This is a genomic window from Methylobacterium gossipiicola (assembly GCF_900113485.1).
Classification (GTDB): Bacteria; Pseudomonadota; Alphaproteobacteria; order Rhizobiales; family Beijerinckiaceae; genus Methylobacterium; species Methylobacterium gossipiicola.
Genome location: NZ_FOPM01000003.1, coordinates 224,172 through 242,797, shown reverse-complemented (window position 1 = coordinate 242,797; position 18,626 = coordinate 224,172). Strand labels below are relative to the sequence as shown.

Below are 18,626 nucleotides of genomic sequence, written 5' to 3'. Positions count from 1 at the left end.
TGTGGTCTCCGCGTGGTCCCGTTCCGCGTCGCGCCGTCTTGGTCAAAATCGATACTCCACCGCCTGTTTCGGATCCATTCGATCAGGATAGTCAGGAAAGCTGCGTTAGATCGACGAGCCAAAGATGACACATCCTTAAATTTGATAGCTTTCTATTCCCTCGGACATCCGATCAATTCTTTGTGTGCCTTCGCACGGCCCCGTGCCGCGCCCGCCCGAAACGGATTGCGCGCGTCACGGATTTAAACGACGTTCAATGCATGCGAGGCAAGGGGTCGGCCGGCTGAAACGGCCTCGGATTTGACGCTTCGTCGACCGCCGGGCAGTCATGCGCGGCCAAGGAGACCCGCGATGTTCCGTGACTTGATGACCGCGCGCCGGTTCGCGCCCCTGTTCTGGTGCCAGTTCTTCTCGGCCTTCAACGACAATTTTTTGAAGAACGCCCTGGTTTTCCTCATCCTGTTCCAGGTCGGCGGCGAGGCTGAAGGGTCGGGGATGCTCGTCACCCTGGCGGGCGCGGTGTTCATCGGGCCGTTCTTCATCCTGTCGGGTCTCGGCGGCGAGATGGCCGACCGCTACGACAAGGCGCTCATCGCCCGGCGGCTGAAATTCGCCGAGATCTTCGGGGCCGCCGCCGCCGCCCTGGGATTCTGGCTGCATTCCGTGCCGGTGCTGTTCGTGGCGCTCGGTCTGTTCGGCACCATCGCGGCCCTGTTCGGCCCCATCAAGTACGGCATCCTGCCCGACCACCTGCGCCGCGAGGAGCTCACCGCCGGCAACGCCCTGGTGGAGGCCGCGACCTTCCTGGCCATCCTCCTCGGCACCATCGTGGCGGGCCTCGCCGCCGCCATGGGGGGCGACGCCCTGGCGTTCAGCGGCCTCATCATGGTGTTCGCGGTGCTGTGCTGGCTCTCGGCCCGCGCCATCCCCTCCACCGGCGAGGCCGCCCCGAACCTGCGCGTCGATCCCAACGTCGCCCGCTCCACCGCAAGCCTCATCCGCGAACTCTGGCGCGACACGCGCCTGTGGCGCGGCGCCGTCATCGTCAGCTGGTTCTGGCTCGTCGGCGCCGTGATCCTCGCCCTGCTGCCGGTGCTGGTGCGCACGAGTCTCAACGGCTCCGAGACCGTGGTGACCCTGCTGCTCGCCGTGTTCTCGGTCGGCATCGCGGTGGGCTCCGGCCTCGCCTCGTGGCTCGCGAGCGGCCGCATCGTGCTCCTGCCCACCCCCGTCGGCGCCCTCCTGATGGGCGCGTTCGGCCTCGACCTCGCCTGGACCGTCGCGCACTTGGCCCCGGTCTCCGGCGCGATGCTGGGGGCCGCCGACTTCCTCGCCACCGGCACGGGCCTGCGCATCACCGCCTCCTTCGCGGGTCTGGCCGTGGCGGGCGGCCTCTACATCGTGCCCTCCTTCGCCGCCGTGCAGGCCTGGACCGACAAGGACAAGCGCGCCCGGGTCATCGGCGCCGTCAACGTCCTCACCGCCGCCTTCATGGTGGTGGGGGCTTTGGGGCTCGCCGCCCTCCAGGGGGCCGGCTGGTCCATGGCCGCCTTGCTCGCCCTCATCGGCGGCCTCAACCTCGTGGCCGGCGCCATCATCCTCCTGGTGCTGCCCACGAGCCCGTTCCGCGACTTCCTCTCCATCCTGTTCCGGGCGTTCTACCGCCTCGAGGTGCGCGGCCTCGACAATGTCGACAAGGCCGGCCCCAACGCCATCGTGGCCCTGAACCACGTCTCGTTCCTCGATGCGCCGCTCGCCCTCTCGCTCCTCGACCGCGAGCCGGTCTTCGCCATCGATCACGGCATCGCGCAGCGCTGGTGGGTGAAGCCGTTCCTGGCCCTGACGAAGGCGATGCCCCTGGACCCGACCCGGCCGCTCGCCACCCGCACCCTCATCAAGGCCGTGCGCGACGGCGAGACCCTCATCATCTTCCCCGAGGGCCGGCTCACGGTCACCGGCAGCCTAATGAAGGTCTATGACGGCGCCGGCCTCATCGCCGACAAGTCCGACGCCATGGTCATTCCGGTGAAGATCGACGGCCTGGAGAAGACCGCGTTCTCCCGCCTGTCGAAGGCCCAGGTGAAGCGGCGCTGGTGGCCGAAGGTCGTCGTGACGGTGCTGCCGCCGGTGAAGCTCGAAATCGATCCGGCCCTCAAGGGCAAGAACCGCCGCCGCGCCGCCGGGGCCGCCCTCTACGACGTGATGTCCGACCTCGTGTTCGAGACCGCCGACACCGACCGCAGCGTCATGGACGCCCTGATCCAGGCCGGCACCGACCACGGCTGGCGCCGCACCGCCCTCGAAGACCCGGTGACCGGCACCCTCTCCTATGCCCGCCTGGTGATGGGCGCCAACATCCTCGGCCGCAAGCTCATGCCGCTGGCCGGGGTGGGCAAGCCCATCGGCCTCATGCTGCCCAACGCCAACGGCGCGGCGGTGACGTTCTTCGCCCTGGCCAGCGCCGGCCGGGTACCGGCGATGATCAACTTCTCCGCCGGCCCCGCCAACGTGCTGTCCGCCTGCAAGGCGGCCGAGATCGGCACAGTTCTCACCTCCCGCGCCTTCATCGAGAAGGGCCGCCTCGGCCCCCTGGTCGAGGCCATTCAAGGCACGGTGAAGCTCGTCTATCTGGAGGACATCCGCGCCGGCATCTCGACGGCCGACAAGATCCGGGGCTTCCTCAGCCCCCGCCGCCCCCTGGTGGCGCGAAAGGGCAGCGATCCGGCCGCGATCCTGTTCACGTCGGGCTCCGAGGGCACCCCGAAGGGCGTGGTGCTGGCGCATCGCAGCATGCTCGCCAACACCGCCCAGGTCGCCGCCCGCATCGATTTCGGGCCGACCGACAAGGTGTTCAACGTGCTGCCCGTGTTCCACGCCTTCGGGCTGACGGCGGGTTTGGTGCTGCCCCTGGTCTCCGGGGTGCCGGTCTACCTCTACCCCTCGCCCCTGCATTACCGGATCGTGCCCGAGCTCGTGTACGGCTCCAACGCCACGGTCCTGTTCGGCACCGACACCTTCCTGGCGGGCTACGCCAAGATGGCCCATTCGTACGACCTGCGGAGCCTGCGCTACATCGTGGCCGGCGCCGAGCCGGTGAAGCTCACGACCCGCAAGACCTATGCGGAGAAGTTCGGCCTGCGGATTCTGGAGGGCTACGGCGTCACCGAATGCGGGCCGGTGGTGGCCCTCAACACCCCGATGTTCAACCGCTTCGGCACCGTCGGGCGCCTGCTGCCGGGCATCGCCCACCGCCTGGAGCCGGTCCCCGGCATCGAGGAGGGCGGCCGGCTCCACGTGAAGGGGCCGAACGTGATGCTGGGCTACCTCCGGGCCGAAGACCCTGGAAAACTCCAGCCCCCCGAAAACGCCTGGCACGACACCGGCGACATCGTGGTCCTCGACCCGGAGGGCTTCGTCACCATCAAGGGCCGGGCGAAGCGCTTCGCCAAGATCGGCGGCGAGATGGTGTCCTTGGCCGCCGTGGAGGCCCTGGCCGCCGAGCTCTGGCCCGACGCCCCGAGTGCGGTCGCCGCCGTGCCGGATGCCCGCAAGGGCGAGCGCCTGATCCTGTTCACCGAGCGCGCCGACGCGACGCGGGCCGACTACCTCGCCTTCGCCAAGGGCCGGGGCGCCACGGACCTCGCCCTGCCCGCCGAGGTGGTGGTGGGCAAGGTGCCGATGCTCGGCACCGGCAAGGTCGACATGGTGGCGGTCGCGAAACAAGCCCGCGAAAGGGCCGGCAGCGACGCCACGGCGGCGGCGTAAGCACGGCTCCGGTCGATCATCCCGTGGGATCGGCCGCGACAGGCCCCCGCGCCTGCCGGAAACCGAAGAGCGATCCTACCCCCGCTCCGCCAGGATCGCGTCCGCCAACCCGTCCACCTGGGCCTCGCTGTGGGCGGCGGAGCACGCCACCCGCAGGCGGGCGGTGCCGGCCGGCACCGTCGGCGGGCGGATGGCGACGGCGAGATAGCCCCGCGCTTCGAGGGCCGCCGAGAGGGCGAGGGCCGCCGCCGCCTCGCCGATGAGGATCGGCACGATGGGGCTCTGCGCCTCCGGCAACCCCAGGCGGGCGGTGAAGCGGCGGGCCAGCGCCAGGGGCCGGGCGGCGCGGTCCGGCTCGGCCTCCACGATCTCCAGGGCCTTGAGCGCGGCGGCGGCCGAGGCCGGCGGCAGCCCGGTGGTGTAGACGAAGCTCCGCGCCCGGCTCGTCAGGAGATCGACCACGGGGCGCGAGGCGCAGACATAGCCGCCATAGGAGCCCAGCGTCTTCGACAGGGTGCCCATTTCGAGGGGGGCACGCGCCCCCGCCTCCACAACCCCGAGGCCGTGGGCATCGTCCACCAGGGTCCAGGCGTCGTACTCGGCCGCCAGCGCCAGGAGGTCGGGCAGCGGCGCCCGGTCGCCGTCCATGCTGAACACCCGCTCGGTGAGGATCAGCACCCGCCCGTGCCGGGCGCGGCGGCTCGTGAGCAGCCCGCGCAGGTGGTCGAGGTCGTTGTGGCGGAACCGTACGCTCGTCGCCCCCGAGAGCTGCGCCCCGGCGAACAGGCAGGAATGCCCGAGGGCATCGACGAGGACGAGGTCCCCCGCCCCCGCCAAGGCCGTGACGATCCCGAGATTGGCGAGATACCCGCTGCCGAACACCAGGGCGGCGTCCTTGCCCTTGTGGGCGGCAAGCCGCGCTTCCAGGGCCAGCAGCGGCGGATGGTTGCCGGTGACGAGGCGCGACGCCCCCGCCCCGGCGCCGTAGCGTTCGAGGGCCTCCCGCCCTGCCGCGATCACCCGGGGGTCGTGGGACAGCCCGAGATAGTCGTTGCACGAGAACGACACGCGGGTTTGCCCCCCCCGCTCGACCCCGGCCCCCGCCCCCCGCGCCGTCGCCACGAGGGTTCGCCGCAGGGTTTTGGCGGTGAGATCGTCGAGGGTGGATTTCGCATATGCGTCGAGGCTGGACATGGGGGGATGGGGGTTGGGGGAGTGCGCGTTGTCAAGCGCGCGATCCGGCACGACCAAGCAACCCCACCTCGCTGATTAGCGGACGGCTAGGATGCCCGCGAAGTGCCTCGCATACGAGAGCGAAACCCTCTACGAGATGAGGAGAGGACGTAAGGCTGCCGCGGAATTTGGCGGCCCGCTCCCTCCGAAAAGTGTATGGACGCATTCAAGTTGACGAACTCTTGGGTGGATAGAGATAAAGCCACAGGAGGTAGACAAGATATTCATACAATCCCCGATGGGTCCGACATACGGAGCATCAAGTACAGGGCGCTGAACGCGGCCCGCGTGGCACTTCATCCATTGTGCCGTCACCAAGCGCGATCGCTATCGCTGAGCATACCCATTACGTCCGCCCTATCAATGATGTGCAGGTTTCGAGAACAACGGCCCTTCCATTTAAAAGAGAAGCGCAAGCCGGGCGAACGTAATTAAATATTTTGGGTAAATTACATGAAACCCATCATCATTAGTATCCGGCCACAATGGTCTCGCCTCATTCGGTCCGGCGCGAAGACAATCGAACTTCGGCGTCGCTTTCCGCTGCTTTCAGAAGGCTCGATAGCTTACTTGTACGAGTCGTCCCCGACCTGTGGACTCATCGCTCTACTGCGAATTTCTGCCGTTCACGAAATGAAAGTCGACGACCTATGGCGCGTGCACGGGAAAGACTCTTGTGTGCCCGAACATGAGTTTGCGAAATACTTCGAGAGGCGCAAGATTGGCTACGGCATCAAAATTTCTGAGTGTCACACTCTGCCAAATTTTCTTAGTTTGCACGATCTTCGAATGAAATTTGCGTTCACTGCTCCGCAGTCATGGGCCTATGCGCCATCTTCGCTCTTGGCCAACCTAGGAGCATCTGCATGATAATCTTTGTTGCTGGGCTATCGAAATCTGGAAAATCGACACGTTCTCAATATGCCGCCGCGCAATTGGCCGAGCTAGAATACGTAAGTGTGAGCAAGCTGCTTACGCTCTCGGGTGGAATCCTACCCGTCAGAACTTTCGCCGACGCACTTTTCAATCAACAGCTGGCGACAGAGCTTCTCTTGCGGCGGGTAGCCACTAAACGACATCAAATAATCGACGGTCACGCACTTATAGAGACCGCCGAAGGCCCAATACCTGTTCCTGACAGCTTTTTTGAGTGGCTGCGTCCATCTCTAATGATATATATTTACGATCAGCCCGACGAAATTCGGATGCGACGGGTGAAGCATGGAATGTCACACTCCCGCCGAGAGCTCATCGCATTAATGGCGATGGAGCAAGCAGCCTGCGAACGTGTCGCAGATCGTCAAGGAATACCTTTAGATATCCTACTCTCGCCAACGCTGGAGAGATTTGCCTCCGCGATCAATCGAAGATTGATCGTATCTCAGTGAGCGTCCATAGCGACAGGGCCGTTAAACACATACTCGATGCGCCCCGGCCGATAGAGATCGCAATGGGCAACAGCGTCAGGGAACGACCAAGCCCGAACCAGACCACAAAATCCGCTCATTCGCTCCTGAGGAACTGTGAAGAGCGGTCGGGAGGTCCCCAACCAAGCGAAGGCATGGCGCGCGAGCTCAGCAGAAACTCCACGGTTTCGGCTATCGTCACGCACCCACAGCGTACTCAACTTTCGCTCGGCACTTGTTCGTTTGCAGATCGCAACACCTGCCAATGCACCGTCTGATATGGACGTGAGAATGCGCCGCTCATCGATGCACAGCCCCGGGACAACCTTCCCGAAAAACCAATCTCGGAAACAGGGGTAAAACTCGGTTACTCCTGCGCCTTCCAATGCCTTGAAGACGTCGTAAGGATCCGTCGGCGGAGCGGCCACGAAGGGGCAATTGCGCAAAACGCCAAGGCCGTGATCCTTCGTCATCTGCATTCGTGCCATCCAACTTGCGAGATCGAGGGTATGCCTGATAGGCTGGAAAGCCAAAAGAGGGGCGTCGGATGGATCCCCACCTTTTAACGCCGGAACCACACGCAGCCAAAGAGCGCGAGGAACAACGCAATCATAACCAGCAGGTTTCCGGCGGCGCTGACGCAGGCTGGCGCAGAACATCCCAAAGACCATCCCAGCCACGCCAGCCCACCCATGAGCAAGCTCTGCAACGCGCTGCCCATGGCTCCTAGTGCGACGATCACCAAGCCATACACGACTAGGCTACCGGTATAATAGGCCCGGAAAGTCGCAAGGGCGGTGAAACTGTCGACCGGCCCGTGTGCGGGCAATTTAGACGACCAATGGTAGATAATCATTTTATCTGGATTCATCCCAGGACAACCCTGCAAATAACGGCTCCACATTTCCGGCTCTAGTCGACGCATTTTTCTGAAGCCTGTATGAGACTGGGTCATCTCGACACCCATGTCTCGAATCAGAAAGTAATGAACAGCGGATACATCAATCAGCCCACACCCGGTTGCCTGAAGCTTCTCACGAATAGCCCCTGAGAAATTTCTTCGCTCATTTAACCTAAACTCAACGATCTCGTTTGTCGAAATCGTACTTAAGAATGCAGAATCCTTCGGCTTTATCGTCGAAACGAAGCCATTTTTCACCTCGATGGGTAGTTTGACGCGAAGCCTAAAGTAGTGATCACCAACCCTTCGCCTCAATCGCTCGAAAAAACTATCCTTGAGCGTAATGACCGTTACCTCGTCGCCCCCTACGCCGATCTTTGACAATAGCCGCTCGTCGGGGGAGCAGCGGGCAACGTAAAACTGGACCCGTTCCGTTTCCGCAATGGATGCAGCAAATATACGCCCATCGTCCTGGACCCCCCCCGCCGCCAACGTCTCATTGAAGATCGCAGATAAGGTTGAGGCATCATGCATGACCTCGAAAAGATCAGAAATATGACTGTCATCAATGACAGCAAACGGCAAGCTTATTGATAATGTTCGAAGGGAACGAATTTCCTGTAAACGAAATCCTATATCAAGCAAATCAAAGTTTTTATATTTATTTCTCTCAGTGTTCCTCCATATATTGACATGTACTTCGACACGCGGCGCGTAGCCCTCTGCAGCGTCCGCAATTTTGTCCTGCCAGATGGCGATGCTGCCGCGCATGAATTCCACCTGAAATAAATCATCCCGAATAGACTACATATGCGGCGAACATAGGTCCATTCGCCGATAACACTCATTCATTGGCAGGCCATCTTTACCTTTCGGTCCTTCACGTGTCGCAAGATATGGCTGAGCCTGATTGGTATCGTGCGTCGCAGATATGAAACTGACGCGCCACACGATGCACCTTCTATGTGCGATGCTATGCTCGAGCGCGCCTCATACGCAAGCTAGGCATAGCTACCTTACGTTCGAACTTGACCCCACCGCCCCCGCCCACCATCCCACCGGCATGACCCCTCCCCCAAAAAACCACCTCTGGCGGCCCTACACGCAGATGAAGACCGCCGCGCCGCCCCTCGCGGCTGTGCGGACGGACGGGGCGCGCATCGTCCTGGCGGATGGGCGCGAGCTCGTGGACGGCATCGCCTCGTGGTGGACGGCGGCGCATGGCTACAACCATCCCCACATCCGGGCCGCCGTCGCCGCCCAGCTGGAGGCGATGCCGCATGTGATGTTCGGCGGGCTCACCCATGCGCCGGCGGAAGCGCTCGCCGCCCGCCTCGCCGCCCTGTTGCCGGGCGACCTCGACCACGTGTTCTTCTCCGATTCCGGGTCCGTCGCCGTCGAGGTGGCGCTGAAGATGGCCCTGCAGCTGTGGCTGAACCGGGGGGTCGCGGGGCGCACCCGCTTCCTCGCCTTTCGCGGCGGCTACCACGGCGACACCCTCGGGGCGATGTCGGTCTGCGATCCGGAGGAGGGCATGCACCGGCGCTTCGGCGCCGCACTGCCGACCCAGGTGTTTTGCGATCTGCCCACCAGCCCGGACCGGGTCGCGGCCCTCGACGCCTGCCTCGCCGAACAGGCCAAAACCCTGGCGGCCGTGATCGTCGAGCCCCTGGTCCAGGGGGCCGGCGGCATGCGGATGCACCCGCCCGCCGTCCTCGCCACGGTGGCGCGCCTCGCCAAGGCCCACGGCCTGCCCCTCATCGTCGACGAGATTTTCACGGGCTTTGGCCGCACCGGCACCCTGTTCGCCTGCGAACAGGCGGGGATCGTCCCCGACATCCTGTGCCTGTCGAAAGCCCTCACGGGCGGCACGATGGCGCTCGCCGCCACGGTGGCGACGGGCGCGGTGTTCGCGTCGTTTCTCTCCGACGACCCCGCCGCCGCCCTCATGCACGGCCCGACCTTCATGGCCAATCCCCTGGCCTGCGCGGCGGCCAATGCCAGCCTCGACCTGTTCGAGACCGAGCCCCGCCTCGCGCAGGCCCAGGCCATCGGGGAGCGCCTCGCCGCCGGCCTCGAACCCCTCCGGGGCCGGCCCGGCGTCGCCGACATCCGGGTGCTCGGCGCCATCGGGGTGGTGCATTGGGAGACGGTGCCGAACCTCGCCGCGGTCAAAAGCCGCTTCCTCGAGCGCGGCGTCTGGGTCCGGCCGTTCGGCGATATCGTCTACCTCACGCCGGCCCTGACCATCACCGAACCGGACCTCGACCGGCTCATCGCCGCCGTCGTGGCGGTGGTGACGGAGGTGACGCGGCGTTGAGGGCTGCAACCCGCGGCGCATTCCCTCGTTGGGACAGGGTGACGCGCGGCGCACGGGCCAGTGCGCCGTCACACGCCGCATCCCATGGAACGGTCGGGGAGAGTGCAACGTGGTGGATGAGACGACGGGCGCCAACGACGACCGGCCGGTGATTCTCCTCGTGGAGGACGAAGCCCTGACCATCATGGACCTCGGGGACGTCCTCGAAGACGGCGGCTACGCCACGGTGCAATGCGCCTCCGCCGAGCGGGCGCTGAACATCCTGGCGGCGCGGCCCGACATCTGCGGGCTCGTCACCGACGTCGAATTGTCGGGCAAAACCAATGGGTTCGACCTTGCCACGGCGGCCGCGCAGGCACGGCCTCAGCTGCCCATCGTCATCGTTTCCGGACGGGCCGCGCCCGATCCGACCCGGATGCCGCCGGGCGCCCGCTTCATCGCCCGCCCCTGCACGGGCGAGGATATTCTCAGTCAGCTCAAGGGGTTACTGCCCTGCTGAGCGTGCCACCACGCGAGCGTATCGTCGAGCCCCGTTTCCAGGGTGAAGCGGGGCCGGAACCCCACCTCATCCCGCAGCCGGGTGATCGCCGCCGCGATCACGGCGGGCTCGGACGGGCCTAAAGCCTTGGCGCCATAGCACAAAAGGTCGGGCCGCCCGGTCCTGTCGGCGAGCCCGTCGAGGAGGGTCCGCACCGGGACCGCCGTGCCGGAGCCGATGTTGACGGCCCCCGTCACCGCACCGTCGAGGAGTGCCGCCAAAGCGCCTGCCGCATCAACCACATGCAGGAAATCGCGGGCCTGATGCCCGGGGGATGTCGGAAACGCTTCGCCCGCGAGGAGCGCCCGCGCGGCGTCGCTGACGAGGCGGCCGGGGCGCTCGCCGGGGCCGTAGAGATAGAACAGGCGCCCCCAGGCGAAGGACAGGCCGACGCTTTTTGCGTAGGCGTCGAGAATTCGATGAGTTCCGTCCTTGGCCGCGCCGTAGAGCGTCGCCGGACGACACGGTGTCGTGCCCTCTTCGAAACGGTCCGTGCCCCATTCATACTCGGCACAGGTGCCCGAAACCACGAGACGCCGCCCGCCAACTTCGAAAAAGCTTCGGGCGAGGTCGAGGCTCGCCGCCACCCAGTCGAGATTCTTCGCCGAGGTCCAGTATTTCCCGGGCTCGGCATCCCAGGCGAGGTGCAGGAGATGGCTCGGCGCCACGGCGGCGACGAGGGCCCGGCGGGCGCCCTCGTGGAGGAGGTCCACGGCGTGAATCTTGATGCCCGGCAAGGGCTTACGCGCCACGGCGTGGACCTCGAAGCCCCGCGCCGCCAGGGCCGCCAGGGCATGGCGCCCGACGAAGCCGGAGGCGCCGGTGACCAGAACCCTCACGCCGTCCAATCCGGATAAGCGAGGTCGCGCTCGGCGATCACCGTGACGGGCTCGGGCCAGGTGACGTCGAGGGCCGGATCGTTCCAGCGCAGGCCCCGGGCGGAGCCGGCGACGTAGGGCCGGTCGATCATGTAGAGCACCTCGGCCGCGTCGGTGAGCGCCTGGAAGCCGTGCGCGACCCCCACGGGAATGTAGAGGGCGCAGCGGTTCTCCTGCGTCAGGGCGGCGGCGAAGCTCTTGAGATAACTCGCCGAATCCGGCCGCAGGTCGACCAGGACATCGTGGATCGCGCCGCCCGTGCAGCGCACGAGCTTGGTCTCGGCGTGGGGCGCCACGGAGAAGTGCATCCCCCGCACGGTGCCGCGCCGCGCGTTGAACGACACGCTCGACTGGGCGAACGCGCCGACGAGGCCCAGCGCCGCGAACTCCTCGACACAGTGGGTGCGGGCGAAGAAGCCCCTGTCGTCGGAAAGGGGCTCGGGCCAAACCCGGTAGGCGCCGGGAATCGGGGTTTCCTCGAAGCGCATCGGTCAGAACACGGTGAGGCGCGGGATCGCGGTGACGAAGCGCCCGCCCCAAGCGCGGATGGCCGCCATCTCACCGGCGATCTCGTCCTTGAGGTTCCAGGGCAGGATCAGGACGTAGTCGGGTCGCAACTCCAGCAGCGCTTGCGGCGAGACCACGGGAATCCGGCTGCCGGGCAGGAGAGTGCCCTGCTTGTGCGGCGAGCGATCGGCCACCGCCGCCACGAGTTCGGGGCCGATGCCGCAATAGTTGAGGAAGGTGTTGCCCTTGGCCGCGGCACCATAGGCGCAGACCCGGGCGCCCTTCAGGCGCAGATCGGCGAGGAAGGCCAGCGTCGCGCATTTGATCGCCACCACGTCCTCGGCGAAGGCCGCGTAGCCTTGCGCCTCGAACAGGCCGCCGGCCCCCTCGGCCGCCCGCACCCGCTCCACGGCCGGGCTCGTCGGGTGGGCCGCCCCGGCATGGCAGAAGAACACCCGCAGGGAGCCGCCATGGGTCGGCAGTTCCTCGACGTCGAAGACGCGCAGGCCGTGCTGCTCAAGGATACCGGACACCACGCCCAGCGACAGATACGAGAAGTGTTCGTGGTAGATGGTGTCGAACTGGCGCTCCTCGATCATCCGCAGGAGGTGCGGGAACTCAAAGGTGCCGGCGCCCTCGGCCTTTAGCAGGATCCGGAATCCCTCAACGAAATCATGGATATCGGGCACGTGGGCGAGCACGTTGTTGGCCGCCGTGAGATCGGCGGCGTGGCCGTCCGCCACGAGGCGGCGGGCGGTCTCGGCGCCGAAGAACGCGACATCCGTCGGCACGCCGCGCGATACGGCGACGGCCGCGACGTTGGCCGCCGGCTCGACGCCCAAAGCCGGGATCCCGCGCGCGACGGCGTATTGCAGGAGGTAGCCGTCGTTGCTCGCGACTTCGACGATCTTGCTCGTCCCCCCAAGGCCGAAGCGCGCCTGCATGGCAGCAACGTAGGCCTCGGCATGGGCGAGCCAGCCCGCGGAAAACCCTGAGAAATAAGCGTAATCCGAAAAAATCGCCTCGGGCGTCTCGAAGGCCTCCAGCTGCACGAGGTGGCAGGCATCGCAGACGAAGGCGTGGAGGGGGTGGAACATCTCGCCCCGCCCGGCCCGGTCGGGCGACACGTAGGCGTTGGCGAGGGGCGAGAGGCCGAGATCGGCCACGGTGCGGGTGAGCGGCGCGCCGCAGGCACGGCAGGCGGGTCGGGTCACGGTGCTCACGCTCCCAGGGTCTCGTAGGCGGCGATCTGCGCCAGGGTCAGGTCGAGGGCCGAGCCGCCTTGCGCGTACGCGCGGTGCCAGGCCGAGGTCCAGGCCAGCGCCGCGTCGAGGCGCAGGCGCCGGTCCCAGCCGAGGAAGGCCCGCGCCTTCGAGGCATCGACCTTGAGGAAGGTCGCCTCATGCGGATGGGTCTTTTCGGAGAGGTGCCAGGCGGCGGCCTCCCCCCATTCCCGGGCCAGGGTCTCGACGATGGACGCGACGGGCCGGCAATCCTCGTCGGCGGGTCCGAAGTTCCAGGCTTCAGCGAGGGCGTCGCCTCCCTCGCCGCACAGGGCCTCGGCGAGGCGCAGGTAACCGCTCAGGGGTTCGAGGACGTGCTGCCACGGCCGGGTTGCGTGCGGCGCGCGGATCTCGACGGACCGACGCCCCAGGAATGCCTGGACGATGTCGGGGATGAGTCGATCCTCGGACCAGTCGCCGCCGCCGATGACGTTGCCGGCTCGGGCCGTGGCCACGCGACAATCGCGCTCGGCAAGGAACGACGCCCGATAGGCGCTGGTGACGAGTTCGGCGCAGGCCTTGGAGCTGCTGTAGGGGTCGTGCCCGCCCAGAGCCTCGGTCTCGCGATAGCCGTAGGGCCATTCGCGGTTGGCGTAGGCCTTGTCGCTCGTCACCACCACGACGGCCCGGACGGAAGGCGTGGCGCGCACGGCCTCGAGCACGTGGGCGGTGCCCATGACGTTGGTGGCGTAGGTGCCGAGGGGATCACGGTAGGAAGGGCGCACCAGGGCCTGGGCGGCCATGTGGATGACGATTTCGGGCCGCGTCGCGGCGAGGCAATCACGCACGGTGTCGAGGTTGCGGATATCGCCGATCCGCGAGTCCATGCGGCCCCCGAGACCGACGCCGTCGAACAGGTTCGGATCGGTCTCGGGTGCCAAGGCGAGGCCGCTGACCTTGGCGCCGAGGCGCTCCAGCCACAGGCTCAACCACGCGCCCTTGAAGCCCGTCTGCCCCGTGACGAGCACCAACCGCCCGGCCCAGAAGGCGGGATCGGGGTTGCGGGCGCCGAGTTTCGGCGGCGGGGAAGCGGAATTCTGCAAGCCGTCGTATCTCCGGATCGCGCCTCCCTAACACCGGGACGGCACCGGTGTCAGTTCAGGCTTACCAGCACTTCCACGGCGCTCGACCGCTGGCCCAGAGGGCTTCGAGATGGTTTTTGTCGCGCAAGGTATCCATGGCCTGCCAGAAGCCCGTGTGGACATAGGCCGAGAGCTGCCCGTCGCGGGCGAGGCGCTCCAGGGGCTCGGCCTCCCACACGGTGCCGTCCCCGGCGATGAGATCGAGGACACGCGGCGACAGCACGAAGAAGCCGCCATTGATCGTCGCCCCGTCGCCCGCCGGCTTTTCGCGGAAGCTCCGGACGGCGGTGCCCACGAGTTCGAGGGCGCCGAAGCGGCCCGGCGGCGTCACCGCCGTGAGGGTGGCGAGCCGCCCCTGGGACTTGTGGTAGGCGGCGAGCGCCGTGAGATCGACGTCCGAGACGCCGTCGCCGTAGGTCATGAAGAAGTCGTCGTCGCCGAGATAGTCGCGCACCCGCTTGAGGCGCCCGCCCGTCATGGTGGCCTCCCCGGTCTCGATGAGGGAGACGCGCCAATCTTCCGCCGCGCTGCGATGGAAATCGACGTGGCCCGCGCCGACGTCGATGGTGACATCGGAGAGATGCAGGCGGTAGTTCAGGAAGAATTCTTTGATGACGTAGCCCTTGTACCCGAGGCAGATCACGAACTCCCGCACCCCGTGGGCGGCGAAGATCTGCATGATGTGCCACAGGATCGGGCGTCCGCCGATCTCCAGCATGGGTTTGGGCCGCGTCACGGTCTCTTCCGACAGGCGGGTTCCGAGACCGCCCGCGAGAATCACAGCCTTCATGGTGTCCCGCGTCCGCTGCCCATCCGTCTCGAAGCGGCTCCACGATTAGTCGAGGGGACAGGGGTCGTCCAGGCGAAGGCCCGCGCCGGCGGCATCCACCACTTTCCGGCCTCGATGTCACAGCGCCGTCACGACCGGGCTGGCAGAAGCCGGCTCGAAAGTGCCGGGGCAGTGGATGCGCATCGCCCGTCCGGCGCAGTTCGGCCGTTTGCGCGCTATGATGCGAAGAGGACGATGCGGGATGCAGGTGGTTGACGAGCGGTGCAGCCTTGGCGCGACTCCGGGCTACGCGCCGTCTCCCGGCCATCCCTCGCATCTCCTTTCCCTCCCCCGGGACGACGAGCGGACCATGAGCAAGGCTGACAAGCGCAACCGGGCCACTGGCTCCAAGGATCAACCGGATTCAAAGGGCAGCACGACTTCCAAAACCGTGCCGGGCTCGAAGAGCGTCGGCTGGGCCCTGGTCCAGGCCGCCCGCCTCCACCGATCACGCGTCGGCGACCGGCTGGCGGCCCTCGATCTGTTCGCGGGCCAGGAGCAGGTGGTTCAGGCCCTCGCGGCCTCCGGCACCATGACCATGGGCGATCTCGCCGCCACCCTCCGAGTGCGGCCGCCGACGGCCTCGAAGACCATCTCACGCCTCGCGGCCCTTGGCTTCGTGGAGCGGCGGGCCGAGGCCGGCGACGGCCGCATCGTCCGGGTTCGGCTGACGGAGATGGGCCTCGCCAAGGCGGAGGCCATCGAGCGGATCGGCGAGGATGTCGAGGCCGAACTACTCGCCGGCTTCGAGGGCAAGGAGCGCCGCCGCCTGCGCAAGCTCCTGCGCAAGGCCGCCCGCAACCTCGCCGAAGTCTCCGGCGCCCTCGGCCACGAGGTCGAGGGCGATGCCGAGATCGACGAGGAGGAGGGCGAGGGCGAGACCGACGAAATCGCCGCCGCGCTCTGAACCGGAACGCCGATCCTCGCCTGCAGACGATTCCCTACGACACCGCCTCCTGCGCCAGGCGATAGGCACGCCCGTGCTCGCGATACCCCTCGACGACGCGGGCCATCATCGTGCGCTTGGCCTCGTCGAGGGGACCCAGCACCCGAGCGGGGCGCCCGCCCCAAAGGTGCCCCCCCTCCAGCAATTGGCCGGGCTCGGTGGTGGCCCCAGCGGCCAGCAGGACGTCGTCGGCGACCACCGTCCCAGGAGCGACGACACAGCCGATCCCGATGAGGCTGCGGGCACCAATCCGGCAGTCAGCGAGCTGGACGTTATGGCCGATGGTGGTGTCACGGCCGATGACGACGCCGTCGGCCCGGCTCCGGATCACCGTGTTGTCCTGGATGTTGGTGTCGGCCCCAACGATGATGGCCCCGGCCTCCGCGTGAAGGTCGCAGGAGAATAGGACGGTCGCCCCGGCTCCGAGAACGACCCGGCCGCGCAGGCGCGCCGTGCGGGCCACGAAGACGCTTGCCTCCCTCTCGACGATATCGACCTCCTGGGGCCTAGGCAGGTCGCCCGAGGCTTCGCGCAGGCGCTCGGCCCGTTCTGCGATCTCCGCCGGGGTAATGGGCGCCACGGGTTTCGCCGGGCTGCCCGCATAGACGAAGCCCGCCGCCAAGTGAGCGCGGGGGAACACCGTGCTGCCCGCTTCGATCAGGATGCCGTCCTCAACCGTGGCCCCGTCGAGGACGATGACATCGTCCTCGATCACCACATCGGAGCCCACCGTACAGGCGTGCACCACGGCGTTGCGGCCCACCGTGACCCGATCCCCGATGCGGGTCGCGTAGGAATTGGTGGCGATATGAAGGGTGGAGCGGTGTCCGAGCCAGAAGCGGTCGCCGACGGTCACCACCTGACCGTCGGCGCGGATCACACTGTCGTCCCCAAGCCAAGCCTGGGCCCCCAAAGTGGCGGCGCCGATCACCGTACTGCCGCGTCCGCACCAGACCGGACGTGCGGAAAAGACCGGCAGGATGCCGTCATGGGGCAGGATGAGGTCGGGGGTCACGCGGGCGATCTCCTTCGAGGCCCGGTGGCGCGGACCGGGACGAGGGGCATATAGGCTCTTCGAGGCCGGGCGGACATGCACAGCCGCGACACGCGGCGAGCGGCGCGGGTCCGCGTCGCCGGAGCCTCAGCAATGTCCTGTCGTCGCACCGGGCTCAAGCGCAATCGACACGCCGACGGCACCCGTTTTAGTGAGACGCCATGACTCCATCCGCCGCCGACGTCAGCATCCAAGCCGCCCCTTTCGACGTGGCGGAGGAACTCGCGGCCCTAACCCGTCATCTCCAGGGCCGGGCGGGCGCCATCGTGACCTTCACGGGCCTGTGCCGGGACGAGGGCGGGCGTCTGACGGGGCTCGAACTCGAGCATTATCCCGGCATGGCCGAGGCGGAGATCGGCCGGGTGGTGGAGACGGCCCGCGCCCGCTGGCCGCTCCAGGGGGTTCGGGTGATCCACCGCCACGGCCTCGTGGTCTCGGGCGACGGGATCGTCCTCGTGGTGACGGCTTCCGCCCACAGAATCGCGGCCTTCGAGGCGGCGAGCTTCCTCATGGACTATCTCAAGACGCAGGCGCCCTTCTGGAAACGCGAGCACCTCGCCGATGGAACGGTGGGCGGCTGGGTTGAGGCGACCCAGGCGGACGACGCCGCCGCGGCGCGTTGGGCCTGACCGCATCCACAGATGAGGGCCGGCCTGGTCTTGTGCAAACCGACCGCGCCTGCGCCCGGTGGTCCCGATTCGAGGAGTGCATCCGATTTCCCAATCCGGCACCAGGCCCGTTCCCCCCACGGCCCCGCGCGAGGCCGGCCCGCAGCCACAGGGCTGGTCCCTCGCCGTCTCGGGCATCGCGGTCGTGGCCTTCACCGCATTCCTGGCCCTCGCCTGGAGCGCGATCTCGACCCTGTTCCTCGTCTTCGCCGGCATCCTGCTCGGGGTATTCCTCGATGGATTGACCCAGCTCCTCGGCAAGGTGATGCCCGCCGGGCGCGGCCTGCGCCTCAGCCTCGTCAGCCTCGCGCTGGCCGGCCTCAGCCTGTCGATGATCGCCTTCGGCGGCGCCACGGTGATGCAGCAGGGCCGCGAACTCGGGCAGACGGTCGCTTCCCAGGCCGGCACCGTGCGGGACCGGCTCAAGGAGTACGGGATCGATGTTCCGGGGCTCTCGGCCCCGCCGAAGACGGAGGGGCGGCATCTGGACGGGTCCGACGCGAAACAACAGCAGACGGGCGGCCTCGCCGGCCTCGCCTCGAACGCCATGGAGAGCCCGGGGTCGATCCTGTCGGATGCCGGCAGCGTGCTCGGTCCGGCGGCCAGCGTGGTCATCGCCCTGTTCAGCGCGCTGGGCAACGTCCTCGTCATCGTGTTCCTCGGCCTGTCCTGCGCGGCCGATCCGGGCGCCTACCGCGACGGCGCCATCCGCTTCGTGCCACCCCGCCACCGGGCGCGGGCAAGGGCGCTCCTCGACGGCATGGGCGAAACCCTCCGGCACTGGCTGTTCGGCCAGCTCATCACCATGGCGGTGATCTTCCTCTGCACCTGGGCGGGCCTGAGCTTCCTCGGCATCGGCGGATCGCTGATCCTCGGCATCCAGGCCGGACTCCTCGCCTTCATCCCGACCATCGGGCCACTGATCGCGGGCGTCGTCATCGTGCTCGCGGCCCTGGCGTCGGGCCTCACGGCGGTGCTCGGCGCCATGGGTGTCTACCTCGCCGTGCAGACCCTCGAGAGCTACGGCCTGACGCCGTACATCCAGAAGCGGGCCCTCGACATCCCGCCCGCCACCATCTTCGCCGGCCAGCTCGTGCTCGGCGTCCTGTTCGGCCTGTGGGGTATCGCCCTGGCCCTGCCGCTCATGGCGGTGATCAAGGTGCTGCTCGCCCAGCTCTACATCGAGGACACTCTGCAGGAGGAAGCCGAAGCCTGA

Annotated in this window: 15 protein-coding genes; 7 read left to right on the top strand and 8 right to left on the bottom strand. The window is 67.1% G+C overall.

Translation table 11 applies throughout. The features are described from left to right. Positions 1-351: 351 nt before the first annotated feature. Positions 352-3,765: an acyl-[ACP]--phospholipid O-acyltransferase gene (locus BM249_RS04140; protein ID WP_091969255.1), complete on the top strand. Its 3,414-nt coding sequence runs from the start codon at positions 352-354 to the stop codon at positions 3,763-3,765. Between the two features lie 75 nt (positions 3,766-3,840). Here the strand turns inward: BM249_RS04140 and BM249_RS04135 are convergent, their stop codons facing one another. After that, the gene (locus BM249_RS04135) at positions 3,841-4,959 is read right to left on the bottom strand and encodes an aminotransferase class I/II-fold pyridoxal phosphate-dependent enzyme (protein ID WP_091969253.1); all 1,119 of its coding nucleotides are present in this window, start codon (positions 4,957-4,959) and stop codon (positions 3,841-3,843) included. A 905-nt stretch (positions 4,960-5,864) separates the two neighbouring features. Between BM249_RS04135 and BM249_RS04130 the strand changes: the two genes are divergently transcribed. Continuing rightward, positions 5,865-6,386: an AAA family ATPase gene (locus BM249_RS04130; protein ID WP_177232310.1), complete on the top strand. Its 522-nt coding sequence runs from the start codon at positions 5,865-5,867 to the stop codon at positions 6,384-6,386. Positions 6,387-6,966: 580 nt separating this feature from the next. Here BM249_RS04130 and BM249_RS21125 read toward each other — a convergent pair. Beyond that, a complete protein-coding gene (locus tag BM249_RS21125) occupies positions 6,967-8,076 on the bottom strand; it encodes a hypothetical protein (protein ID WP_143103674.1) in 1,110 nt (369 codons plus the stop codon). 292 nt (positions 8,077-8,368) lie between these two features. Here BM249_RS21125 and BM249_RS04120 point away from each other — a divergent pair, with 292 nt between their 5' ends. Continuing rightward, entirely contained in the window at positions 8,369-9,625 is a 1,257-nt protein-coding gene (locus BM249_RS04120) for an adenosylmethionine--8-amino-7-oxononanoate transaminase (RefSeq protein ID WP_091969248.1), read from the top strand. Between the two features lie 109 nt (positions 9,626-9,734). After that, positions 9,735-10,124, top strand: coding sequence for a response regulator (locus BM249_RS04115; RefSeq protein WP_091969246.1), 390 nt, complete (start codon positions 9,735-9,737; stop codon positions 10,122-10,124). Here BM249_RS04115 and BM249_RS04110 read toward each other — a convergent pair. The 5 genes from BM249_RS04110 to rfbF all read right to left on the bottom strand — a co-directional run bounded on the left by BM249_RS04110 (position 10,097) and on the right by rfbF (position 14,703). Further along, the gene (locus BM249_RS04110; RefSeq protein WP_091969365.1) at positions 10,097-11,002 is read right to left on the bottom strand and encodes an NAD-dependent epimerase/dehydratase family protein; all 906 of its coding nucleotides are present in this window, start codon (positions 11,000-11,002) and stop codon (positions 10,097-10,099) included. The two genes, BM249_RS04115 and BM249_RS04110, sit on opposite strands and share 28 nt — an antisense overlap. Beyond that, positions 10,999-11,529 (bottom strand): dTDP-4-dehydrorhamnose 3,5-epimerase family protein, encoded by a 531-nt coding sequence (locus BM249_RS04105; RefSeq protein ID WP_091969244.1) that lies wholly within the window; start codon positions 11,527-11,529, stop codon positions 10,999-11,001. Before BM249_RS04105 ends, BM249_RS04110 begins: the two co-directional genes overlap by 4 nt. 3 nt (positions 11,530-11,532) lie before the next feature. Further along, on the bottom strand, positions 11,533-12,762 hold the full coding sequence (locus BM249_RS04100; RefSeq protein WP_091969363.1) for a class I SAM-dependent methyltransferase: 1,230 nt from the start codon (positions 12,760-12,762) through the stop codon (positions 11,533-11,535). A gap of 5 nt (positions 12,763-12,767) precedes the next feature. Beyond that, the gene (gene rfbG / locus BM249_RS04095; protein WP_091969241.1) at positions 12,768-13,874 is read right to left on the bottom strand and encodes a CDP-glucose 4,6-dehydratase; all 1,107 of its coding nucleotides are present in this window, start codon (positions 13,872-13,874) and stop codon (positions 12,768-12,770) included. Between the two features lie 61 nt (positions 13,875-13,935). Continuing rightward, entirely contained in the window at positions 13,936-14,703 is a 768-nt protein-coding gene (gene rfbF, locus BM249_RS04090) for a glucose-1-phosphate cytidylyltransferase (RefSeq protein WP_091969238.1), read from the bottom strand. A 349-nt stretch (positions 14,704-15,052) separates the two neighbouring features. Here rfbF and BM249_RS04085 point away from each other — a divergent pair, with 349 nt between their 5' ends. Further along, entirely contained in the window at positions 15,053-15,649 is a 597-nt protein-coding gene (locus BM249_RS04085; RefSeq protein WP_091969236.1) for a MarR family winged helix-turn-helix transcriptional regulator, read from the top strand. Between the two features lie 34 nt (positions 15,650-15,683). On the opposite strand, the gene BM249_RS04080 is transcribed toward BM249_RS04085, so the two are convergent. After that, a complete protein-coding gene (locus tag BM249_RS04080) occupies positions 15,684-16,703 on the bottom strand; it encodes a gamma carbonic anhydrase family protein (RefSeq protein ID WP_091969234.1) in 1,020 nt (339 codons plus the stop codon). Between the two features lie 200 nt (positions 16,704-16,903). Here BM249_RS04080 and BM249_RS04075 point away from each other — a divergent pair, with 200 nt between their 5' ends. Both BM249_RS04075 and BM249_RS04070 read left to right on the top strand, forming a co-directional pair. Next, positions 16,904-17,371: a molybdenum cofactor biosynthesis protein MoaE gene (locus BM249_RS04075; RefSeq protein WP_091969233.1), complete on the top strand. Its 468-nt coding sequence runs from the start codon at positions 16,904-16,906 to the stop codon at positions 17,369-17,371. 76 nt (positions 17,372-17,447) lie between these two features. After that, entirely contained in the window at positions 17,448-18,626 is a 1,179-nt protein-coding gene (locus BM249_RS04070; protein ID WP_244528577.1) for an AI-2E family transporter, read from the top strand.

Excerpts from the sequence above, each read along its gene's own strand:
- BM249_RS04140 (WP_091969255.1), top strand. The coding sequence starts at position 352 with ATGTTCCGTGACTTGATGACCGCGCGCCGGTTCGCGCCCCTGTTCTGG.
- BM249_RS04135 (WP_091969253.1), bottom strand. The coding sequence starts at position 4,959 with ATGTCCAGCCTCGACGCATATGCGAAATCCACCCTCGACGATCTCACC.
- BM249_RS04130 (WP_177232310.1), top strand. The coding sequence starts at position 5,865 with ATGATAATCTTTGTTGCTGGGCTATCGAAATCTGGAAAATCGACACGT.
- BM249_RS21125 (WP_143103674.1), bottom strand. The coding sequence starts at position 8,076 with ATGCGCGGCAGCATCGCCATCTGGCAGGACAAAATTGCGGACGCTGCA.
- BM249_RS04120 (WP_091969248.1), top strand. The coding sequence starts at position 8,369 with ATGACCCCTCCCCCAAAAAACCACCTCTGGCGGCCCTACACGCAGATG.
- BM249_RS04105 (WP_091969244.1), bottom strand. The coding sequence starts at position 11,529 with ATGCGCTTCGAGGAAACCCCGATTCCCGGCGCCTACCGGGTTTGGCCC.
- rfbF (WP_091969238.1), bottom strand. The coding sequence starts at position 14,703 with ATGAAGGCTGTGATTCTCGCGGGCGGTCTCGGAACCCGCCTGTCGGAA.
- BM249_RS04085 (WP_091969236.1), top strand. The coding sequence starts at position 15,053 with ATGAGCAAGGCTGACAAGCGCAACCGGGCCACTGGCTCCAAGGATCAA.
- BM249_RS04075 (WP_091969233.1), top strand. The coding sequence starts at position 16,904 with ATGACTCCATCCGCCGCCGACGTCAGCATCCAAGCCGCCCCTTTCGAC.